14 protein-coding genes are annotated in these 19,867 nt (G+C 32.9%); 6 read left to right on the top strand and 8 right to left on the bottom strand.

Going from position 1 to position 19,867, the window contains the following annotated elements; genetic code table 11:
* Positions 1-60: 60 nt before the first annotated feature.
* The gene (locus ABD771_RS12840; protein ID WP_345095193.1) at positions 61-927 is read right to left on the bottom strand and encodes a DMT family transporter; all 867 of its coding nucleotides are present in this window, start codon (positions 925-927) and stop codon (positions 61-63) included.
* Positions 928-1,036: 109 nt separating this feature from the next.
* On the opposite strand from ABD771_RS12840, the gene ABD771_RS12835 reads away from it, so the two are divergent.
* The gene (locus ABD771_RS12835) at positions 1,037-1,417 is read left to right on the top strand and encodes a heavy-metal-associated domain-containing protein (protein WP_298304312.1); all 381 of its coding nucleotides are present in this window, start codon (positions 1,037-1,039) and stop codon (positions 1,415-1,417) included.
* Between the two features lie 53 nt (positions 1,418-1,470).
* Here ABD771_RS12835 and gldD read toward each other — a convergent pair whose 3' ends face one another.
* From gldD to mutY, 4 genes are read right to left on the bottom strand one after another with little or no spacing between them, the layout of a single operon-like run.
* Positions 1,471-2,040: a gliding motility lipoprotein GldD gene (gene gldD / locus ABD771_RS12830; protein WP_345095191.1), complete on the bottom strand. Its 570-nt coding sequence runs from the start codon at positions 2,038-2,040 to the stop codon at positions 1,471-1,473.
* A complete protein-coding gene (locus tag ABD771_RS12825) occupies positions 2,033-3,331 on the bottom strand; it encodes a gliding motility-associated protein GldE (RefSeq protein WP_345095189.1) in 1,299 nt (432 codons plus the stop codon). The genes gldD and ABD771_RS12825 overlap by 8 nt, the downstream gene beginning before the upstream one ends.
* 25 nt (positions 3,332-3,356) lie before the next feature.
* Positions 3,357-3,791 (bottom strand): single-stranded DNA-binding protein, encoded by a 435-nt coding sequence (locus ABD771_RS12820; protein WP_345095187.1) that lies wholly within the window; start codon positions 3,789-3,791, stop codon positions 3,357-3,359.
* 32 nt (positions 3,792-3,823) lie between these two features.
* Entirely contained in the window at positions 3,824-4,861 is a 1,038-nt protein-coding gene (gene mutY, locus ABD771_RS12815) for an A/G-specific adenine glycosylase (protein WP_345095185.1), read from the bottom strand.
* Between the two features lie 132 nt (positions 4,862-4,993).
* On the opposite strand from mutY, the gene ABD771_RS12810 reads away from it, so the two are divergent.
* Positions 4,994-5,287 (top strand): HU family DNA-binding protein, encoded by a 294-nt coding sequence (locus ABD771_RS12810; protein ID WP_035127849.1) that lies wholly within the window; start codon positions 4,994-4,996, stop codon positions 5,285-5,287.
* A gap of 374 nt (positions 5,288-5,661) precedes the next feature.
* Entirely contained in the window at positions 5,662-7,206 is a 1,545-nt protein-coding gene (locus tag ABD771_RS12805; protein ID WP_298118363.1) for an Rne/Rng family ribonuclease, read from the top strand.
* 62 nt (positions 7,207-7,268) lie between these two features.
* On the opposite strand, the gene pbpC is transcribed toward ABD771_RS12805, so the two are convergent.
* The 3 genes from pbpC to ABD771_RS12790 form a co-directional block, all read right to left on the bottom strand.
* Positions 7,269-9,644, bottom strand: coding sequence for a penicillin-binding protein 1C (pbpC, locus tag ABD771_RS12800; RefSeq protein WP_345095182.1), 2,376 nt, complete (start codon positions 9,642-9,644; stop codon positions 7,269-7,271).
* A 120-nt stretch (positions 9,645-9,764) separates the two neighbouring features.
* The gene (locus ABD771_RS12795; RefSeq protein WP_345095180.1) at positions 9,765-15,479 is read right to left on the bottom strand and encodes an alpha-2-macroglobulin family protein; all 5,715 of its coding nucleotides are present in this window, start codon (positions 15,477-15,479) and stop codon (positions 9,765-9,767) included.
* Positions 15,480-15,632: 153 nt separating this feature from the next.
* Positions 15,633-16,076 carry a nucleoside deaminase gene (locus ABD771_RS12790; protein WP_345095178.1) on the bottom strand — a complete coding sequence of 148 codons (444 nt, stop codon included), beginning with the start codon at positions 16,074-16,076 and terminating at the stop codon, positions 15,633-15,635.
* A gap of 60 nt (positions 16,077-16,136) precedes the next feature.
* Between ABD771_RS12790 and ABD771_RS12785 the strand changes: the two genes are divergently transcribed.
* Genes ABD771_RS12785 through ABD771_RS12775 form a run of 3 tightly spaced genes read left to right on the top strand, consistent with a single transcriptional unit; the run spans position 16,137 to position 19,862 of the window.
* Positions 16,137-17,066, top strand: a complete 930-nt coding sequence (locus tag ABD771_RS12785) for an energy transducer TonB (protein ID WP_345095176.1) — start codon at positions 16,137-16,139, stop codon at positions 17,064-17,066.
* 27 nt (positions 17,067-17,093) lie between these two features.
* Positions 17,094-18,875, top strand: a complete 1,782-nt coding sequence (locus ABD771_RS12780; protein ID WP_345095174.1) for a 1-deoxy-D-xylulose-5-phosphate synthase — start codon at positions 17,094-17,096, stop codon at positions 18,873-18,875.
* Between the two features lie 36 nt (positions 18,876-18,911).
* Positions 18,912-19,862 (top strand): DUF3078 domain-containing protein, encoded by a 951-nt coding sequence (locus ABD771_RS12775; protein WP_345095172.1) that lies wholly within the window; start codon positions 18,912-18,914, stop codon positions 19,860-19,862.
* The last annotated feature ends 5 nt before the right edge of the window (positions 19,863-19,867 follow it).

The following is a 19,867-nucleotide window of genomic DNA, read 5'->3' as shown; positions in this document are numbered from 1 at the left end:
TAATAGTAAAAGACCGTTTCATTAATTTGAAACGGTCTTTTTATTTTTAAAAGCTATAACCTACTTCTTACTCGACAAATAAACTCCAATCAGAATAATAAATGCTCCAATAAATTGTATTGGTGTTAGCATTTCGTTGTCTAATAATCCCCAAAAGAAAGCCACAACCGGAATTAAATAAGTTACCGAAGTAGCAAAAACTGGCGATGACATTTGAATCAATTTAAAGAAAATAATATTTGCAATTCCAGTTCCAACAACGCCAAGAATAATTATGTAAATCATCGAATTTTGAACTTCTGCATTTTCTACAACAGATAAAAAGTCGGTTGAGAATAATACAATCAAAGCTGGAAGTAACATCACTAAAAAGTTTCCTGTAGAAATACTCAAAGGTTTAACATCGGATAAATGTTTCTTTAACAAATTCACATTCGTTGCATAACAAATGGAAGCGATAAGTACCAAAACAGTATACCAATAGTTTTGATTAGGATGATTCATTGCTCCATTGACAATAAGCAAAAGCGTTCCAATTAATCCAATGATTACGCCAAAAACTTGTGTACGTTTGAAACTTAAGCCAAAGGCTAATCCACCAATAATTAAAGTGTTTAAAGGTGTTAGTGAATTTAAAATTGAACTCACGGAACTACTAATCTGTGTTTGAGCAATAGCAAAAAGAAATGCAGGAATAAATGTCCCAAACAAAGAAGTTAACGCAATGTATTTCCATTGGTGTTGTTTGATTTCAGTAATGCTTTTAAATCCGATTATGATTAGGAATATAGCAGAGAAAATAATTCGTAACGAACCCAATTGCATTGGCGATAAACCAACCAATCCTTTCTTGATTAAAATAAAGGAACTTCCCCAAATCAAGGCAAGAACGGTTAAAAACAACCATTTTAATGTATTTGTTTGCATAGCATTTTTTTAGCACCACAAAATTGACATAATTTTATGAATTGTCGCATAAAAAAAGTTGTAATTTTGTAAAACAATTAAAAGTCAAAAAATTAAAAACATATATACAATGAGAATTTCTAAAGGAATCGTTGGTCTAGCATTGGCATCAGTGCTTTTTGTGGGATGTAAAAATACTGATAGCAAACCAACAGAAGTTAAAGAAGAAGCTACTGCCAAAAAAGAAATTGCAGCGGCAACTAAACCCGAAACTGCAACATTTCATATTGAAGGAATGACTTGCGCAGTAGGATGTGCTAAAACTATCGAAGAAAAATTAGCCGAAATGGATGGCGTTCAAAATGCAAAAGTAGATTTTGAAACAAAAACGGCTACTGTAAATTTTGATTTAGACAAATTAAAATCAGAAGATTTAGTAAAAGCAGCAGAATCTTGTGCTGATGGAAAAACATATAAAGTTTCTGATGTAAAACTTGGAAATAAAGCTTAATTATTATTTCAAATTAATAAAGAAAGGATTCGTATTGCGAATCCTTTTTTGTTTTACTTCCACTTCAACGATTCCATCAAATTTTGCATATCGTTTTTGATATAATCTGCAGCTGGCATTATCGAATCGTAATTTGGTTTGGCATAGAAATAAACAGAACCTGTCAAGAAATGTTTAGTACTATCGGTTACGTAAAATTGTGAGTTAGTTGCAGCATTTCCGCCAACGCGATAAAACATACCGTACACTTTTTTTTCATCGTTTATAAAAGGTTGTTCTAAGATGTCGTCAGCTTTAATGACGTGTTCGTAAGTTAGTTTTTGAGCATCACGTAGCAGTTTATCAATGTTGCCATTTACAGATTTATAAGTTAAATAAATCGTAGCTTTCATCTTCGGATAAGTTATCGTGAAACCACAATCAGTTTTTTCTTTTATCACAGCATCCGAATTAATATTGAAGGTAAACGGACAATGATTTTCAAAAGCAGCATATTCAGCAATTGGATAATCCAATCGTAATTGGCTTGAAGGTTTTGGTAACACATCGTCTTTACAACTTGTAAAAATTACTGTGCTAAAAGCTAAAGTCAATCCTACTATATAATGAAATGGTTTACGCATCAATGGTAACTTTTATTTGTTTAACTCGTTTTTTATCAACTACTTCTATGGTAAATAAGCAGTTTTCAAATTGTATTTTTTGTCCTTTCTTTGGGAAATTCCCTAATATTTCTAAAATAAATCCGGCTAAAGTTTCAGCTTCTCCTTTTCTTATTTCAAATAAATTTTCGTCAACATCAATAATTCTGTAGAAATCTTTTAGGTTAATTTTTCCTTCAAACAGGTAATTTCTATCATCTATTTGAGAAAAATTAATATTCTCATCATCAAATTCATCGCTGATATCACCTACAATTTCCTCAATAACATCCTCTAAAGATACAATTCCTGACGTTCCGCCATATTCATCAACCACAATGGCTAAATGACTTTTCATACCTTGAAAATCTTTCAATAAATCGTCTAGTTTCTTGTTTTCAGGAACAAAAAACGGTTCACGAAGTAAGGTTTTCCAATCAAATTCTTTCTTATTAATGTGCGGAATCAAATCCTTAATAAACAAAACGCCTTCTATATGGTCAATATTGTCTCTGTAAACAGGAATTCGCGAATATCCTTTTTCAACAATTTTTGGAAAAATTTCTGCAAAAGTTTCTTCAATATCTAGAGCAAATAAATCAATCCTTGGACTCATGACTTGTTTCGTGTCGGTATTTCCAAAAGAAACAATACCTTCTAATAGTTTTTGTTCTTCTTGAGATGTATCTTCTGTTGAAGTTAATTCTAGAGCTTGCGATAGTTGATCTACAGAAAAATTGGTTTTTTGTTTTCCTAATTTCTCTTGAATATAATTAGTAAAAGCTCTCATTGGCAAACTAATTGGCGAAAGCAATTTATCTAAAACAGAAAGCGGATAAGCTATAAACGAAGCAAATTTAATGTTATTTCGACTTGCATAAACTTTAGGTAAAACTTCTCCGAAAAGTAAAATTAGAAACGTGACTAAAATCACTTCAACAATAAATTTCAAAAGAGGTGAAGCAATAGTTGAAAAAACTTCATCAAGTGAAAAGGAAAATAAAATTACAATTGAAATATGAAGAAAATTATTAGCAACTAAAATAGTTGCCAAAAGTTTTTTAGGTTTCGAAAGCATTTGATTGACAACAATAGCTTTCGAAGGATTTTTTTGTTCTAAATCGGAAATATTTTTAGGTGTAAGCGAAAACAAAGCAACTTCAGAAGCTGCAACCATCGAACAACAAAAAAGCAAAATTATAATTCCAATGATGCCAAAAAGCATGTTGGTGTCAACGGTAGAAAATAATGTAAAACTGGGCTCTGGGTCCAAATTAAATTAAATTAGTTAAACATAATTAATAAGGCATATCATTTTCGATAGCCGAATTAGGTGCGTCAAAGTTACCGCTTTTAGGTTCAGATCCTGAAATTTGTTTGTTGCCTTCTGTATCTTTTTTTACTGTTAAAAAGGTAAACTCAGTAACTTGAATTTCTGTAGTATATTTAGTAGAACCATCCTCAGCTTGCCATTGGCGCGATTTGATTCTGCCTTCAACATATATTTTATCACCTTTCGTAAGGTATTTTTCACAAATTTCGGCAGCTTTATTTCTAACTACAAGATTGTGCCACTCAGTAGAAGTGATTTTTTCGTTGGTAGATTTATTGATATATACTTCATTCGTCGCCAATGGAAAACGCCCAATGCAGTTTCCTCCTTCAAAATAATGCATTTTAATATCGTCACCTAAATGACCGATAAGCATAACTTTATTTAATGTTCCGTTCATGATAAAACAAATTTAATAACCAAAATTACAAATTAAATAGAATATTTCTCAATAAAATTATAAATTACTATCGGAAAAGGATAATTTCTTAAGGAATTCAAGCTAATTCCATTCATTAATTTATTTGAAACTTCAACTTTATAAAAATTAATATGCAGTTTTTGATGTGATAATTTGTGAATAATCTGATTCTCATTATAAATTGAAATGTCTTTAATTTTTAAATCTGAATAGTTTTCATGGACTAACTTAGACAAAACATCAAAATCAATTTCATTTTCAGTTTCAATTACCGGAAATTCATATAAGTTGTGCCAAATTCCTTTTTCAGTTCTCTTATTAATTAATGTAGTTTCAGAATCATCCAAAAAAATCAAATAATTAAAATATTTATTTGTGACTTTAGTTTTTTTCAATTTTATAGGAAGTTCGGCAACTTTTTTCTTTTGCAAAGCAGCGCAACTACTATTAAAAATACAAATTTCACAATTAGGATTTTTAGGAACACATTGCAAAGCTCCAAATTCCATAATAGCCTGATTAAACTGCGCTGGATTATCATTCAGAATCAACTCTTTTGCTAAAGCAGTAAATTCTTTTCTAGCCGAACTTGATGCAATATCGGTTTCAACATTAAAATATCTCGCTAAAACTCGATATACATTTCCGTCAACCACAGGTACAACTTCATTAAAGGCGAAAGAAGCAATGGCGGCAGCAGTATATTCGCCAATTCCTTTCAGTTTTAACAAGTCGTTATAATTATTTGGGAAATTTCCGTTAAGGTCAAAAGCTATAATTTGTGCCGTTTTGTGCATATTTCTTGCTCGTGAATAGTATCCTAATCCTTGCCAAAGTTTTAAAACTTGCTCTTCATCGGCTTTCGCCAAATCAAAAACAGTTGGAAAAGCGTCCATAAATGATAAAAAATATGGCAATCCTTGGGCTACTCTGGTTTGCTGAAGCATAATTTCTGAGAGCCAAATTGGGTAAGGATGTGAGGTATTTCGCCATGGTAAATCACGTTTATTTTGTAAATACCAATGCAATAATGAGTTAGAAAATTCCATAAATAAGTTAAGATTAACAAAAGTATAACTTTATGTGATTAAATTTTAATCAATTATCCTTGAAATATTGTTTTTTTAATTCTTATATTTGCACACTCAAAAAAATACACATAATATTTAAATAGAAAGAAAATGACGAAAGCAGACATCGTAGCGAAAATTTCAGAAAAATTAGGTCTTGAAAAAGGTGATGTTCAATCAACAGTTGAAGCATTAATGGAAGAAGTAAAAACTTCTTTAGAAAATGGAGATAACGTTTATTTAAGAGGTTTCGGTAGTTTTATCATCAAAACTAGAGCTGAAAAAACTGGTAGAAACATTTCAAAAAATACTACAATTAAAATTCCTGCTCACAATATTCCTGCATTTAAACCTGCAAAAGTATTTGTTGAAGGAGTAAAAACTAAAACTGAAGTAGCAGTTTAAAAACTTATTTATTAATCACAAAAAATCAACCTATGCCAAGCGGTAAAAAAAGAAAAAGACATAAGGTAGCGACGCACAAACGTAAAAAAAGAGCGAGAGCTAACCGACACAAAAAGAAAAAGTAGTTTTAAACTACTTTTTTCTTTTTAAACGTTCATTGAAAACGAAATTTAGTAATCAGTATTCAGTCACAGTAAGCAGTCTGCTAACTGAAAATTACTACTGCTAACTAAAATTCACCGGGTAAAAACCTGTAAAAAATGTTTAATCCATCTGTAAATAAGATTTTAGACGTTAGATTTTAGATTTTAGATTGTATCTATTTTCTTTTCTCTTTTCTCTATTTTCTCAAAAAACAGATAAAAATTTACAACATGAATAAAGAATTAATCATTCGCAAGGATGACAATGCTGTAGATTTTGCCTTATTAAAAGATGGAAAACTAATTGAATTACACAAAGAAGAAGAAAAAAAGAACAGTTTTGCTGTAGGTGATATTTTTATTGCCAAAATCAGGAAGCCTGTCGCTGGATTAAATGCAGCTTTTGTAAATGTTGGCTACGAAAAAGACGCCTTTTTACATTATCACGATTTAGGTCCGCAATTAGCTTCTTATTTGAAATTCATTAAACTTGTAAGCGCAGGTAAAATAAAAGATTTCTCCCTAAAAAACTTTCAGTTTGAAAAAGAGATTGATAAAGATGGTGCCATATCAGATATTCTGAGCGCCAATCAATCTGTTTTAGTGCAAGTGGTTAAGGAACCAATTTCTACCAAAGGTCCAAGAATTAGCTCTGAGCTTTCTTTTGCCGGTAGATATTTAGTTCTTGTCCCTTTTTCTGACCGAGTTTCTGTTTCTCAAAAAATAGAAGACAAAGCCGAAAAAGACCGATTGAAAAAATTGGTACAAGCAGTCAAACCAAAAGGATTTGGCGTTATTGTGAGAACAGTAGCAGAAGGCAAAAAAACAGCCGAACTAGAAAAAGATTTGCAAAACCTAAACGATAGGTGGCTTGCAATGTGTAAGAAATTACCAACTGCTCATCATCCTTCTAAAGTGTTAGGAGAACTTAACAAAGTTTCCTCAATGCTTAGAGACATTTTCAACGATACTTTCACCGGTATTCAAGTAGATGATGAAGAGTTGTACCAAGAAACGAAGGACTATATAGCCGAAATAGCACCTTCAAAACAAAATATGGTGAAGCTTTATCAAAATAAAGACCTTCCTATTTTTGAGAAATATCATATAGAGCGTCAAATAAAAACCTCATTCGGACGAACAGTTTCCATGAGTAAAGGAGCTTATTTGATTATAGAACATACAGAAGCGCTTCACGTTATCGACGTAAACAGCGGAAATCGTTCTAACAAGGCAACCAATCAGGAAGATACTGCTCTAGAAGTGAATATGATTGCCGCAGCAGAAATTGCACGTCAGTTAAGACTTCGCGACATGGGTGGAATTATTGTAGTCGATTTTATCGATATGCAAAATCCTGAAAATCGTCAAGTTCTATACAATTTCTTGAAAGAAGAAATGGAAGATGACAAAGCTAAACACAAGATCTTACCACCAAGTAAATTTGGATTAGTTCAAATTACTAGACAAAGAGTAAGACCAGAAGTAAATATTGAAACAAGGGAAGAAAATCCTAATAATTTGAGTAGCGATGTAGATGCGCCAATCCAAATTATAGATAAGATTACTTTTTCACTTGAAAAAATCATGAAAGACCACAAGAAAGTAAAACTTAACGTTCATCCTTTCGTGGCAGCATACCTTAAAAAAGGTTTTCCATCAATACGTTCAAAGTGGTTCTTTGAACATAAAAAATGGGTGAAAATCATACCTCGTGACGCTTACACGTACCTAGAATATCACTTTTTTGATAATCAAGGAAAAGAAATTAAATAAGAAAAACCGCCTTTCGTGAGATTGGCGGTTTTTTTGTGCTTTTTATTTTCGAATTAAATAAGTTAATCCCTCACAAACTCGACCTTTCTATTAATTTCATTACCAAATTCATCTACAACCGTGATGTAATGAAAACCGGTGTTGGCTTCAATTTGCATTTCGTGAAACGTTTGGGTTTCGCCTTTGTAAATGTTGTCAACATACCAAAAAAGTTTGGCTTCTTTGTTGGAGTGCGCCACTTTTAGAATTACAGGTTGCACTTTACTTTGGAAGTTTTTGGTTAGATATATTTTGCTATTCGTTTTCGGATAAATAAAATCCATCGAAGCTTGTTGCGTTGGCGTACAATCAGCCCGAAATGGTGGCAATGGCATATAATCTATGTGTTGACTTTTGTAATACCATTCCATAACTGGTGGCAAAACAAACCATTTTTTAGTGACAATATTATCTACATTTTCGCAACTGCTGTTTACTCGATATTGTTGTGAAGCATCCAAATGCACCAATTTATGATACGGACAAATACTGGTTTTTTTACCATTTTTAGGAATCAATTGATTGGTTTTCGGGCAATCATCTTGTGCTAAATGACCACTTTTAGTGCAAACATCGGCATATTCTAAATCATTCAATGGCGGACTAAAAAACGCTTTTCGTGGCAATAAATTAAAAACATCAAACAATATTGGTGCAGCACTGTCAACGCCTGTCAATTGTGGTCTACCTTCGCCAGAAGCATTGCCAACCCAAACGCCAACTACATATCTAGAATTGGTTCCAATTGCCCAAGCATCACGATTTCCAAAACTTGTTCCTGTTTTCCAAGCAATGTCTAAGGATGAATCGTAGAATCGCCAAGCTTCATCGCCTTCTGGACGATTAACTTCTTTCATGGCGTTGTAAGTCAAATAAATGGAACCAGCACCAAGTATGGGTTTTTGATTGGTTTCATCGCCATAATCTTGTTCAAATCCGTTTACGAAATTCAGTTCGGCAAATTCATTATTTCGATATTTTCCTTTTGTTTTATTGAAATAATTTACGGTTGAAGATAAATTAGCATACGTTCTACACAAATCCCAAAGATTACTTTCGGCACCACCAAGAATGAGCGATAATCCATAATGATCTGGTCGTTTATTGATGTTTTTCAGTTGGAATTTTTGAAGCAATTCATAAAAATTATTCACGCCGTGTTCTTGTAACATCAAAACCGCTGGAATATTTAACGAACGAGATAACGCTCGTTGTGCTGGAACTGCGCCATCAAACGTCAGATTAAAATTCTGTGGCGCATAACCCGAAATTTGCGTTGGAATATCAGCAACTAACGTATTGGGAAGAAGTTCACCCGAATCTAACATCGACGCATAAAGCAAGGGTTTCAAAATACTTCCTGTGCTTCGTGGTGCCGAAATAATATCAACATCTTTATCGTGATCTTTATCGGTTGGAGCATTTCCAACATAACTGATTACGTTACGATTTTGAATGTCAATTACCATTATCGCCAAATTGTGAACTTCATTTTGCTTGTATTGATTGTAATAATAAGCAGCAATTTGGTTCACACGATTTTGCAACGAAATATCAACCGTAGTTTTAATACGTTTTCCTTCGTCTGATTTTGCAACTCGTTGTAATAAATGAGGTGCAATTTGCGGAACATTATAAGGTTTTTGTGGCAACGGTTCTTCAATTGACAATTGATATGTCATTTTATCAATTACTTTTTCGTTATATAATTTCAGTAAAAGTCTATTGCGTTTTTTAAGTAATTTTTGTTGGTTTTTACCAGGATAAATTAAACTTGGAGCATTTGGTAAAACCGCTAAAGTAGCCGTTTCTGCCCAAGATAATTGATGTGATTGTACTCCAAAATAACGCCAAGAAGCCATTTCTAATCCAACTACATTACCGCCATAAGGTGCATGAGCAGCGTACAATTCTAAAATTTTTTCTTTAGAATGACGAAACTCCAATCGGGTTGCGAGAATGATTTCTATTACTTTTTCAAAATAGGTACGTTTTTTATTTTTTCGAGATAAACGAATTACTTGTTGCGTCAAGGTACTTCCGCCACGAACTACTTTTCCTGCGCTTCGATTTTGTTGAATAGCTTTAACCATCGCAACAGGATTAAAACCCCAATGATGATTGAAATGCTCGTCTTCAAAATACGTTATACATTTCTTGAACTTATCTGGAATACTATCTTTTGAAGGAAAACGCCATTGTCCATCGCGCGCAATTTTTGCAGCTAATAATTCGCCATCACTACTTTCAATTACTGTGGAATAAGGTTCTTCAAAAAGTGTTCTTGGCAATGAAAAATAGTAAACCACAAGAAGAATAAATGCAATAGCAGATTTCTTTTTGTTGGTTTTGATGTATTTTAAAATGCGTTGAAGAAACGCTTGGAGTTTTTGTTTCATTTTTGTTTTAAACCACAAAAGGCACAAAAGATTTTAACTTTTTAGATTTAGAATTATAGAAGACACAAAGAAAGCTAGAAATTTCTTTTGCTTTCTTTGTGTCTTTTGTGTTTAAAAAAATTACTTCACCACTTCAACCCATTGACCTTTAGTTCGAGCCAAGAATTCATTGTCATACATAGCTTCACATTGTAATCCTGGCAAGTAATATTTACCTAGGTATGAAGCATTTAACAAGATTTTGAATGTTCTTGTTTCGCCACCACGAAGACTGAAATAGTAATTGGCTCTATCATCACGAATGTCAATATAATCAGCAACATTAGAAGTTGATTCACCAAATTCAGTGTATCTTGTATTTACAATTTCGAATCCTGATGGTAGAATTTGCGAAAGCGCAATGTTATTTACATATTCATTTTTCTTATTTGAAATTGTAACTTCTGCAATGAATTCTGTGCCTTGAGCAATTTTGGTAACCGAGATTGCTTTACCTTTTCGGTCTTTGAAAACTACATTGGCAGACACATTATTTTGAACTACATTTTCTTTTCCAACAGGAAGAATTCCGCTATTTAGAACACGAACGAATATCGTATTATTCTTGTTGTTCTTAATAGTAACAGAGTTAGTACCTGAAACTAAAGATAATTTTCGTTGCGCAACTGTTTTATTGGTATTAATTACTACCGATTTTCCTCCATTCGTATATTGAACAGAAACACCTTTGCTACCATTACTTTGTGCAAATTTTGACATGGCGTATAATCCGTAAGCAGTTGTTTGTGTGCTCATCCATTGATTGCTTGATAGATTTTTTGCCAATTTGGTTGCCATTGCAAAAGCTTTTTGTTTTTGACCTAATAATACTAAAGTTTCTAAAGCCATGGCACGATTTCTTTCATTTGAACCATAATAATAGTAATAACCATCTTCATTCTGTTCGTCAATCATTGATTTGCTTAATAACGCTAAACCTGCCGAATTTTGTTTGATAATAGCATAAGTTGCAGCCAAACGCAATCTACTTTCGTTAGATATTCCAACCGTTTCACGAAGTCTGTTCATCGAAGCTAAATCGGCTGAACCTGCAATAGCTAATGTGTAAAGACGATAAGCTTGTGCAAAATCGTTACCATATTGTTTTTCAAAACGCCATTGTTTTGCCATTTTCTTTTGATAGGAAATCCATTTATTTTTGAAAGAAATCGGTAAAACATAGCCTTTTTTCTCCGCTTCAATTAAGAAATGTCCAGCATAAGATGTTCCCCAATCGTCGGCTTCGGTATTGCCTGGCCAATAAGCAAATCCTCCATTCGCCACTTGGAAATTTCCTAATTTTTGGATTCCTCCTGTTACATTTTTCTGAATTCTTTGTTTGTAAGTTGCGTCTAAATCCATTACATCATTCAAATACAATTGTGGAAAAACAGACGATGTAGTTTGTTCCACACAACCATGCGGATATTGAATCAAGTAATCTAATCTTCGGCTAAAATCAACTGTTGGAACCGATGAAACTTCCATTTTGGATTTGTTACTTCCAGCTACGCCAAATAAATCCCAAGAGATTTTTTTAGAACTATTGGGTTCAATAATAATATCGGTGTATGTTGTGGTTATTGGATTTGGATTCATCACATCAATTTCAACATCATAAGTAGATTTCTCTTTTCCTGATGTGGCGATGATTTGCACTTTTCCAATTCCGGTTATGTTTCCAACACTTAAATTGAAATACACCATTTTTTCGTCTGGTTCTGTGAATTTTACAATTTGACTTGCTTTTCCAAGAACTCTAACAGCATTATTAGTTTTAATTTGAAGTGTTACATTCTTAATGCTTTTCTCTGTTGCAAAAAGCGTTACAGGAATCGTAACATTTTCTGAAGGAGAAATTTTTCGTGGCAACGAAGCCAAAACCATCAACGGACTTTTTACTTGTGTAGCTTTTTCAGCCATTCCATAAGCGCTATTTTCTTTATTGGCAGCAACAACCATAGTACGAACCGAACCAATATATTTTGGAAGTTTAATTTGATGCGTTTTAGAATCGCCTTTTCCTAATTCAAATGGACCGAAATACATCACAACTGGTTTGAAACGATTGGCCTTTTTAGCTTTTCCGCCACCTAAATCGGCATCACCACCAATGGCAAAAACCTGATTTACTTTTCCGCCATAAGCACCAATTACATCATCATAAATATCCCAAGTTCTAACACCTAACGCTTCGCGAGTATAGAAATTATCCCAAGCATTTGGAGTTTTGAAACGCGTTAAATCCAACAAACCTTCATCAACAACTGCAATAGTATAAGTCATCGCTTTGCCTTGTTTTTCAGATACTTTTACATTTACCGTTTGTTCTGGACGAAGCACATCAGGCATTGAAATTTGTGGTTCTAAAACCGTATTTTTATCGACAACTTCAATTGGAACAATTCCATACATTCTTATTGGCGAATCGTTTTTGGTAGATGCGTGTGGCTGTAAAAGCGTTACATTGATGTAAACATTTGGCGCCATTTCACCAGTAATCGGTAATTCGACAGTAGTTTCACCTTTTTTGGTTTTTGCCCAAAGCGTTTTCACGACTTTAGTTCCGTTTTCTACAGAAATTAAAGCTCTTCCGCCTTCACTTGATGGGAAGAATATTTTGGCAGTTTCACCAACGGCATATTTTTCTTTATCGGTTGAAAAACGTAACATTGTCGCTGCTTTTCCATCTTCATTTTTAGAACGAGCTGACCAATATGGTGAATCTATATAAACTCTTGTTCCTGTGGCGTGACCATCATTTGGATCGGAAACACGAACTAAATAATTACCCCAATCGTTTTCTGGAACCACAAACGAAATGCTTGTTTTTCCTGAATAATCGGTTGAAACTCTAAAGTTTTTGTAAGCAATTGTTGAAGTTGACGAACTATAATTTGACAAATTATCATTAGAAGCATCCCACCACCAACGAGATTCTAATTTGTAAATACGCACATCCAAATTCTGAACTGATTTTGGTTTTCCGTTTTCGTTTACAGCGACAATATCAAATCGGTTGGCTTTTCCAGTTTCTAATAATCCATATTTGTTTGGTTGTGGCGCTTTCACACCAATATAAGTTTGGTACGGAGAATAAGTTGTCGAAGCGACATCAGTAGAAACATCGCCACCTTGTTCGTAAACTTTTGTGATAAAAGCGGCTTTCAACATTCCTGGTGCTTGACCTTGCAATGTTGGTTTTATCGGAATGGATGCACGACCATTTCCATCAACTTTACCTGAAAAAATATTGATTTCTTCCGTTGAAAAACTTCTTGTCGGATCATCAAAAACATATTTGTCAAATCCTTTGAACGTTGTAACTTGTTGTGAGAATTTGGCTTGAACTTCGGTTTTTAAATCTTTTGCAATAGCACCATGAAGCCATAACACTTGTATGTTATTGACATTGTTTTTGCTTGTAGAAAGCATCGTTCCATTAAAACTATTTTTAATTTTTAAACGATTGGGTTTTATGGTTTCAATTTTGATGCTTTTGTAAAAACGAGCGCCACCAACACTTACCACAGCTTCCCAATTTCCTGTTGGCGCATTAGATTGTGTTGGAACAATGAATTTATAATGACTTAAAGCCGTTCCTTTTTGAACCGATTGATACACGGTTTTTCCACTTGGATCGTTTACTCTAATTTTTATCGGATGATTTTCTGGTAATTTATTGGCGTTATCATTTAAAATGAATGACAGATACAACGAATCGCCTGGACGCCAAACGCCACGTTCACCATATAAATATCCTTTCAAACCTTTTTGCAACGTTTCGCCTGAAACATCAAAATCACTTACAGATAAAGATAATTCGTCGTCCAATTTCACGTAAGTGCTTTGGTCGCCTTTGGTAACAATTGCGAAATAGGCAATTTTCTCTAATTGGAACGATGCCATTCCATCGCCATCAGTACTTGAATCAGCAATTTTTTGTTGTTGGTAATTGTATAAAGTTACGGTTGCGCCCGAAACGGGATCAGTAGAAACGATATCACTAACGGCAATAACTACCGATTTATCTGTTCCACGTTTAGCAATTACACCTAAATCGGTTGCTAAAATATTGGTTCCAATGGTTGTGTTGTTGTAATAATAATAGTCGGTGCATGGATCAAGACTTTCTCTGTAATCATAATCTTCTTCATAGTAGTAATAGTCGTAATTATTGCCGCTATAATTGACGTCGTCTTCGTTTTCTTCCTCAGAATCTTGATTTTCTTCTTCGTTATTTGGCGTTTCATTTCCGCATTTGTAAAGTGAATATTTCTTTTTGAATGAAAATTCCACACGATAAATCGCACCTGGTTCTGGAGTTACAATTTTAGAAATATCTAAAGCGTAGGTATTCCATTTGGTATAATCAAGAAGATTATTTTGTTTTAATTCGATGGTTTTTTTGGCGACCGATTGTCCAACTTGTTTTAAATTTCGAGTTCCGTTAAGTTCATTATTTTGCAAAAATTGCATGATGTTGTTTTTGTAGATTTTGTACACTTTTACATCAACAGCATTCAAATTTGCCGCTTGAAAATTGATTTTTAAATTGTTTGAACTTGGTAAAATCGTTCCACTTTTTACTAATCGAACCGCTGGTTTTATTTGTTCAAATTGTAATTTTTCAGAATAATTTTGTTTCATTTTGTAGCCGTATTCGCTTTCAATTCCTTGAAAAACTTCGACTAATTTTGTTCCAGCAAAGGATTGAACATTAGATTCTTCTTCTACAGTTTCAACAACTGGTTCTACATAAGCAACAGCTGAATCGACAGCAACAGCTGCTGTATCAACGGCAACGGCAGCAGCTTCAACTACAACAGCGGCAGAATCAACAGCAGTAGTTACACTTTCAGTAATAGTTTCTGCAGAATTTCCTTTATCTACTTCAGAATTTTTAGCTTCGTTGCTGAAAAACACTTTCAAAACGTTGCCCATTGTGGCAAATTTCAAATTGTTAGTGTTTTCAATTGCGATTAATCCTTTAAAATCTTGATCTCTTTTTAATGGATCAGAGAAGTTTATTAATAAAGATTGGTTGTTTTCGTCACCAATTTTAATATCTAAAACTTTGAATTGATTTTTACCTGGAATTGGATATTGTACTTCGCCTTCTTGCTCAATATCTGCATCATCGCCATCCCAGGCAATGGTAATTTCGCTGTCGTCATCGAAACGTTTTATTTTGTCGATTGTAAATTTGAATTCGGTTGAAGTACTTGTAGCTTTATCAAAAATAATTTTTAAATCATCATCATTTTGAGTTGATTTCAACAATTTTTGAGCGTCTTCAAAGGAAAGATTGTCAGCAGTTTTAATCGTTCCATTTAAATAATAAGTGTCTCTGTCATAGGATTGTAAATCTAATGTATTGACAATAAAATCTTGCTTAATAGTTTTAATCGAGAACTTAAAATCCTCTAATTCTTTTGGTGTCTTATCATTGATTTGCGAAAGGTGAAGCGTAATTTGATACAAAGTATTTTGTTCCAATTTGTCTTTTGGAATAAAAGCAATGGTATTGTTAGAAAGTGCCACCACTTTTCCTGAAACACTTGGAGAAATATCGAACAAATCTTCGTCTAATTCTTGGTTGGGTTTCCAATCACTTTTATTGAAAGCCAATTGCACACGAATATCGGAACTGACCGATACAAAACCAGAAGAAAAACTCGATATATAATCCTTGTATAAAGTGAAGTCGGAATCAAAATCGGCAGCCGATTTTTTAGAACAAGAATGCAATACAAAGATTGCAAGAAACAAACCGATTAACTTGCTGGTTTTCATATGTTTTTTGGAATTATTGGTTAGAACTTTTTGACTTGAAAAAATGCTTTTTTAACACTTTCAATTAATGCTATAACAGAAATAAATTTTAAATATTGTAGTAAATGTAAAATAATTTTTTGGACAATTTTTCTTGTAAAAAAAGGAATTTTTCTACTTTCTTTTTTCGGCAAAAAAACGCTTCATTAAGTCGCCACATTCTTGAGCTAAAACACCATGATTTACTTGAGTTTTTGGATGTAATTTGGTTCCTAAAGTTAGAAATCCACGTTGTTCGTCTCTAGCACCAAAAACAATTTTAGAAATTTGACTCCAATACAATGCACCAGCGCACATTTGACATGGTTCAAGCGTAACATATAAAGTGCAATCTTTCAAGTATTTTCCTCCAAGGAAATTGGCAGCGGCAGTTATCGATTGCATTTCGGCATGAGCCGTGACATCGTTTAATAATTCAGTCAGATTATGACTTCGAGCAATTACTTTGTTATCAATTACAATAATGGCGCCAACAGGAATTTCACCTTTTTCAAAAGCAGTTTCGGCTTCTTGCAAAGCTTTTTTCATGAAGTATTCGTCGGTGAAAATGTTTTCCATTAGGCAAAAGTACAATTTTGATGTAATTTTTCGTTATAATTGTATAGTCAACATTTTATTATGGAAAATAAATTTAAAATTACTGTTCCAAAACCTTGTCATGAAGATTGGAACGCCATGATTCCTTCGGATAGAGGAAGATTTTGTAAAGCTTGCACAACCCAAGTTGTTGATTTTACAAACATGAGTACAGATCAAATTAGAGATTATTTGTCTAAAAACACTAATGTTTGCGGACGATTTAAAAACGAACAATTGGATTCGGTTATCATTCAAATCCCTAAAAGTGTTATATTTTCTCAAGTTCATTTTCAAAAAATGTTTATGTTGGCTTTGTTGATTTCGATGGGAACAAGTTTATTTAGTTGTCAAAATTCTGATGGAATTAAACAGAAAATTGAAACGGTTGAAGTTGTTGAGGAAGAACCAAGGATGACACTTGGAATTATTTTACCACCTAAAGATTCAATTAATAACAAAGTTGAAAGTTATCAGAAAAGAAATAAAGAAAAGAAGAATTTAAGTAGAAACAATATAGAAAATGAAAAGATTATAGAAGCAAAAGATAGTTTAAGACAAATTATTGAGGCAGATTATGTATATGGTATGCCGGGAATTACAGTTTATCCTGAATATGCTGGAGGATTTAAGATGCTTGATAAATTTGTCAAAGAAAACTATATATTTCCTAAAAAAGTTAATAGAAAAGAAGGCAAAATAGTTGTTTCATTTGCTGTAAATAAAACTGGAGAACTTGAGGATTTTAAAGTTAAAAATGACATCGGTTTTGATGCTGGAAATATTTTGATTGAAGTTTTGAAGAAAACACCAAAATGGTATCCAGCAGAATTTCAAGGAAAAAAGCAAATTGTATATTATGATATGGAACTTAATTTGATAAATGATACGATTGATAAATTTTTGAGCAAAAAAATTATTGCTAAAATTGATAAAATAGAATTAATAAGAATTACAAAATTTGACCATTAAAATTGTAATTTTGCTTTTTATTTTCAAATGAAAAGCAACCTACTTCAAAACATCAATAATCCATCCGATTTAAAAAAATTGGAACCATCGCACTTACCACAATTGGCTAAAGAATTGCGTGATTTTATTATTGATGTAGTTTCTGTAAAAGAAGGACATCTTGGTGCAAGTCTTGGTGTGATTGAACTTACAATTGCTTTGCATTATGTTTTTGATACACCAAATGATTTATTGGTTTGGGATGTTGGTCATCAAGCGTATGGACATAAAATTCTAACAAAAAGAAAAGATATTTTTCACACCAATCGTCAACTTGGAGGCATTTCTGGATTTCCAAAACGTAGCGAAAGTGTTTATGATACTTTTGGCGTTGGACATTCGTCAACCTCTATTTCGGCTGCTTTGGGAATGGCTATTGCTTCTCAGCTGAAAGGTGAAAATAAACATCATATTGCTGTAATCGGTGATGCTTCAATTGCTAGCGGAATGGCTTTTGAAGGATTAAATCACGCTGGAGTTACTGATGCGAATTTGTTAGTAATTTTGAATGATAATGCTATTGGAATTGACCCAAGTGTCGGTGCCTTGAAAAACTACTTAACTTCTGTTAAAGAAGGAAAAAATCCGAAGCAGAATAACATGATTAAGTCGTTGAACTTTGATTATTCTGGACCAATTGACGGACATGATTTTGAAGCTTTGATTTCCGAATTAGAACGTTTGAAAAAAGTAAAAGGACCAAAATTTCTACATATAATTACCACAAAAGGTAAAGGTTTACAACAAGCCGAAGAAGACCAAGTAAAATATCACGCACCAGGAAAATTTGATAAAACAACTGGTGAAATTCATCCGAAATCGGAAGAACATTTACCACCTAAATTTCAAGATGTTTTTGGTTGGACTTTAGTTGAATTAGCTACAAATAATTCAAAAATTATTGGAATTACACCTGCAATGCCAAGTGGAAGTTCGTTGAAATTTATGATGGATGCTTTTCCAGAAAGAGCTTTTGACGTTGGAATTGCCGAACAACATGCAGTAACTCTTGCGGCTGGAATGGCAACGCAAGGAATGGTGGTTTTTTGCAATATCTATTCTACATTTTTGCAACGCGCTTATGACCAAGTGATTCATGATGTGGCTTTACAGAATTTACCAGTGATATTTTGTTTAGACAGAGCAGGATTAGTCGGAGAAGATGGTGCAACACATCACGGTGTTTTTGATTTGGCATATTTGCGATGCATTCCGAATATGATAATTTATGCTCCAAAAGATGAAATTGATTTGCGAAATATTCTGCATACAGCTTCGTTAGGACTAAATCATCCGATTGCAATTCGTTATCCTAGAGGAAGAGGAAAATATCCAAATTCAAAATTCAAAATTTCAAATTCAAAATTCCAGAATATTGAAATAGGTAAGGCGCATTTGCTGAAAAGAGGAACTAAAACAGCCGTTTTATCTACAGGTTTTATTGGAAACAATGTGGCTTTAGCTGTAGATAAAGTTTCAAATTATGAAGCAATTGCACATTATGATTTTGGATTTGTAAAACCATTGGACGAAACGATGTTACATGAAATTTTCAATTCATTTGAAACTATTATTACTATTGAAGATGGTATAATTAAAGGTGGATTTGGTTCGGCAATTATGGAATTTGCCTCTGAAAATAATTATAAAAACACCATAAAAACGCTCGGGATTCCTGATGATTTTATCGAACACGGAACGGTGGAAGAATTGCAACAAATTTGTAAAATTGACGTTAAAAGTTTAGAAACACTTTTTTCTACTATTTGATTTTACGATTTTTGCATAACTTTTAATTTTTTTGTCATGAGATTCTTCCTCAAATCATCTGTAGTTTTAATTTTGCTACTTACACAAATCACTTTTTCTCAGGCAATTCAAACTAAGTTACCAGATACTATTTCTCATTGGGAAAAGAAAAATGTGGTTGGTTTGGATATTAGTCAAATAGCATTTATGAATTGGAATGCTGGAGGGAATAGTTCAGTTTCTGGTTTATTGAAAGGTAATTTTGTTAGAAAATACACTACAGACAATGTTAGATGGGTTAATGAGATGATATTTAAGTATGGTGTAAATAAACAAGATGGTGTTGAACTTAGAAAAACGGATGATGCTTTTCAATTAAATTCTACTTTTGGGTATAGACAAGACACTATTTCAAATTGGTATCATTCAGCTAAACTAAATTTTAGTACACAGTTTACTGATGGATATTCATACCCAAACACTGAAAAAGCTATTTCAAAACCTTTTGCACCTGCTTATATTTTTCTTGGAATTGGTGCAGAATATTCCAACAAAGAAAAAAAGATTAATGTATATATTTCTCCTCTGACACAAAAAACAACTTTAGTTTTAGCTCGAGAATTGGCAGCTCAAGGTGCTTTTGGTGTTTCTAAAGCTGTTTATGATGATAATGGAAATATGGTTAGTGAAGGAAAAAAATCTAGAACAGAATTAGGTTTCTTAGTAACAAGTGGTTACAAAAAAGAAGTTTTTAAGAACATAATAATTGAAAACAGATTGAATTTATATTCAGATTATATAAACAAGTTTGGAAATATTGATGTTGATTGGCAAATGCAATTTGATTTAGTTGTAAATAAGTATGTTAGGGCTAATATTGGAGCGCATTTAATTTATGATGATGATATCAAGGCAAAAGAGGAAATAGATAATATTCAAGTAACTGTTGGTCCAAAAGTTCAATTAAAACAAATGTTGGGAATAGGAATAATTTATAATTTTATATAAATAAA

This window comes from Flavobacterium chungnamense (assembly GCF_039539165.1).
In the GTDB taxonomy this organism is placed as follows: Bacteria; Bacteroidota; Bacteroidia; order Flavobacteriales; family Flavobacteriaceae; genus Flavobacterium; species Flavobacterium chungnamense.
Note: the sequence above shows the minus strand (reverse complement) of the source record. Positions and strands in the feature narration are given on the sequence as shown.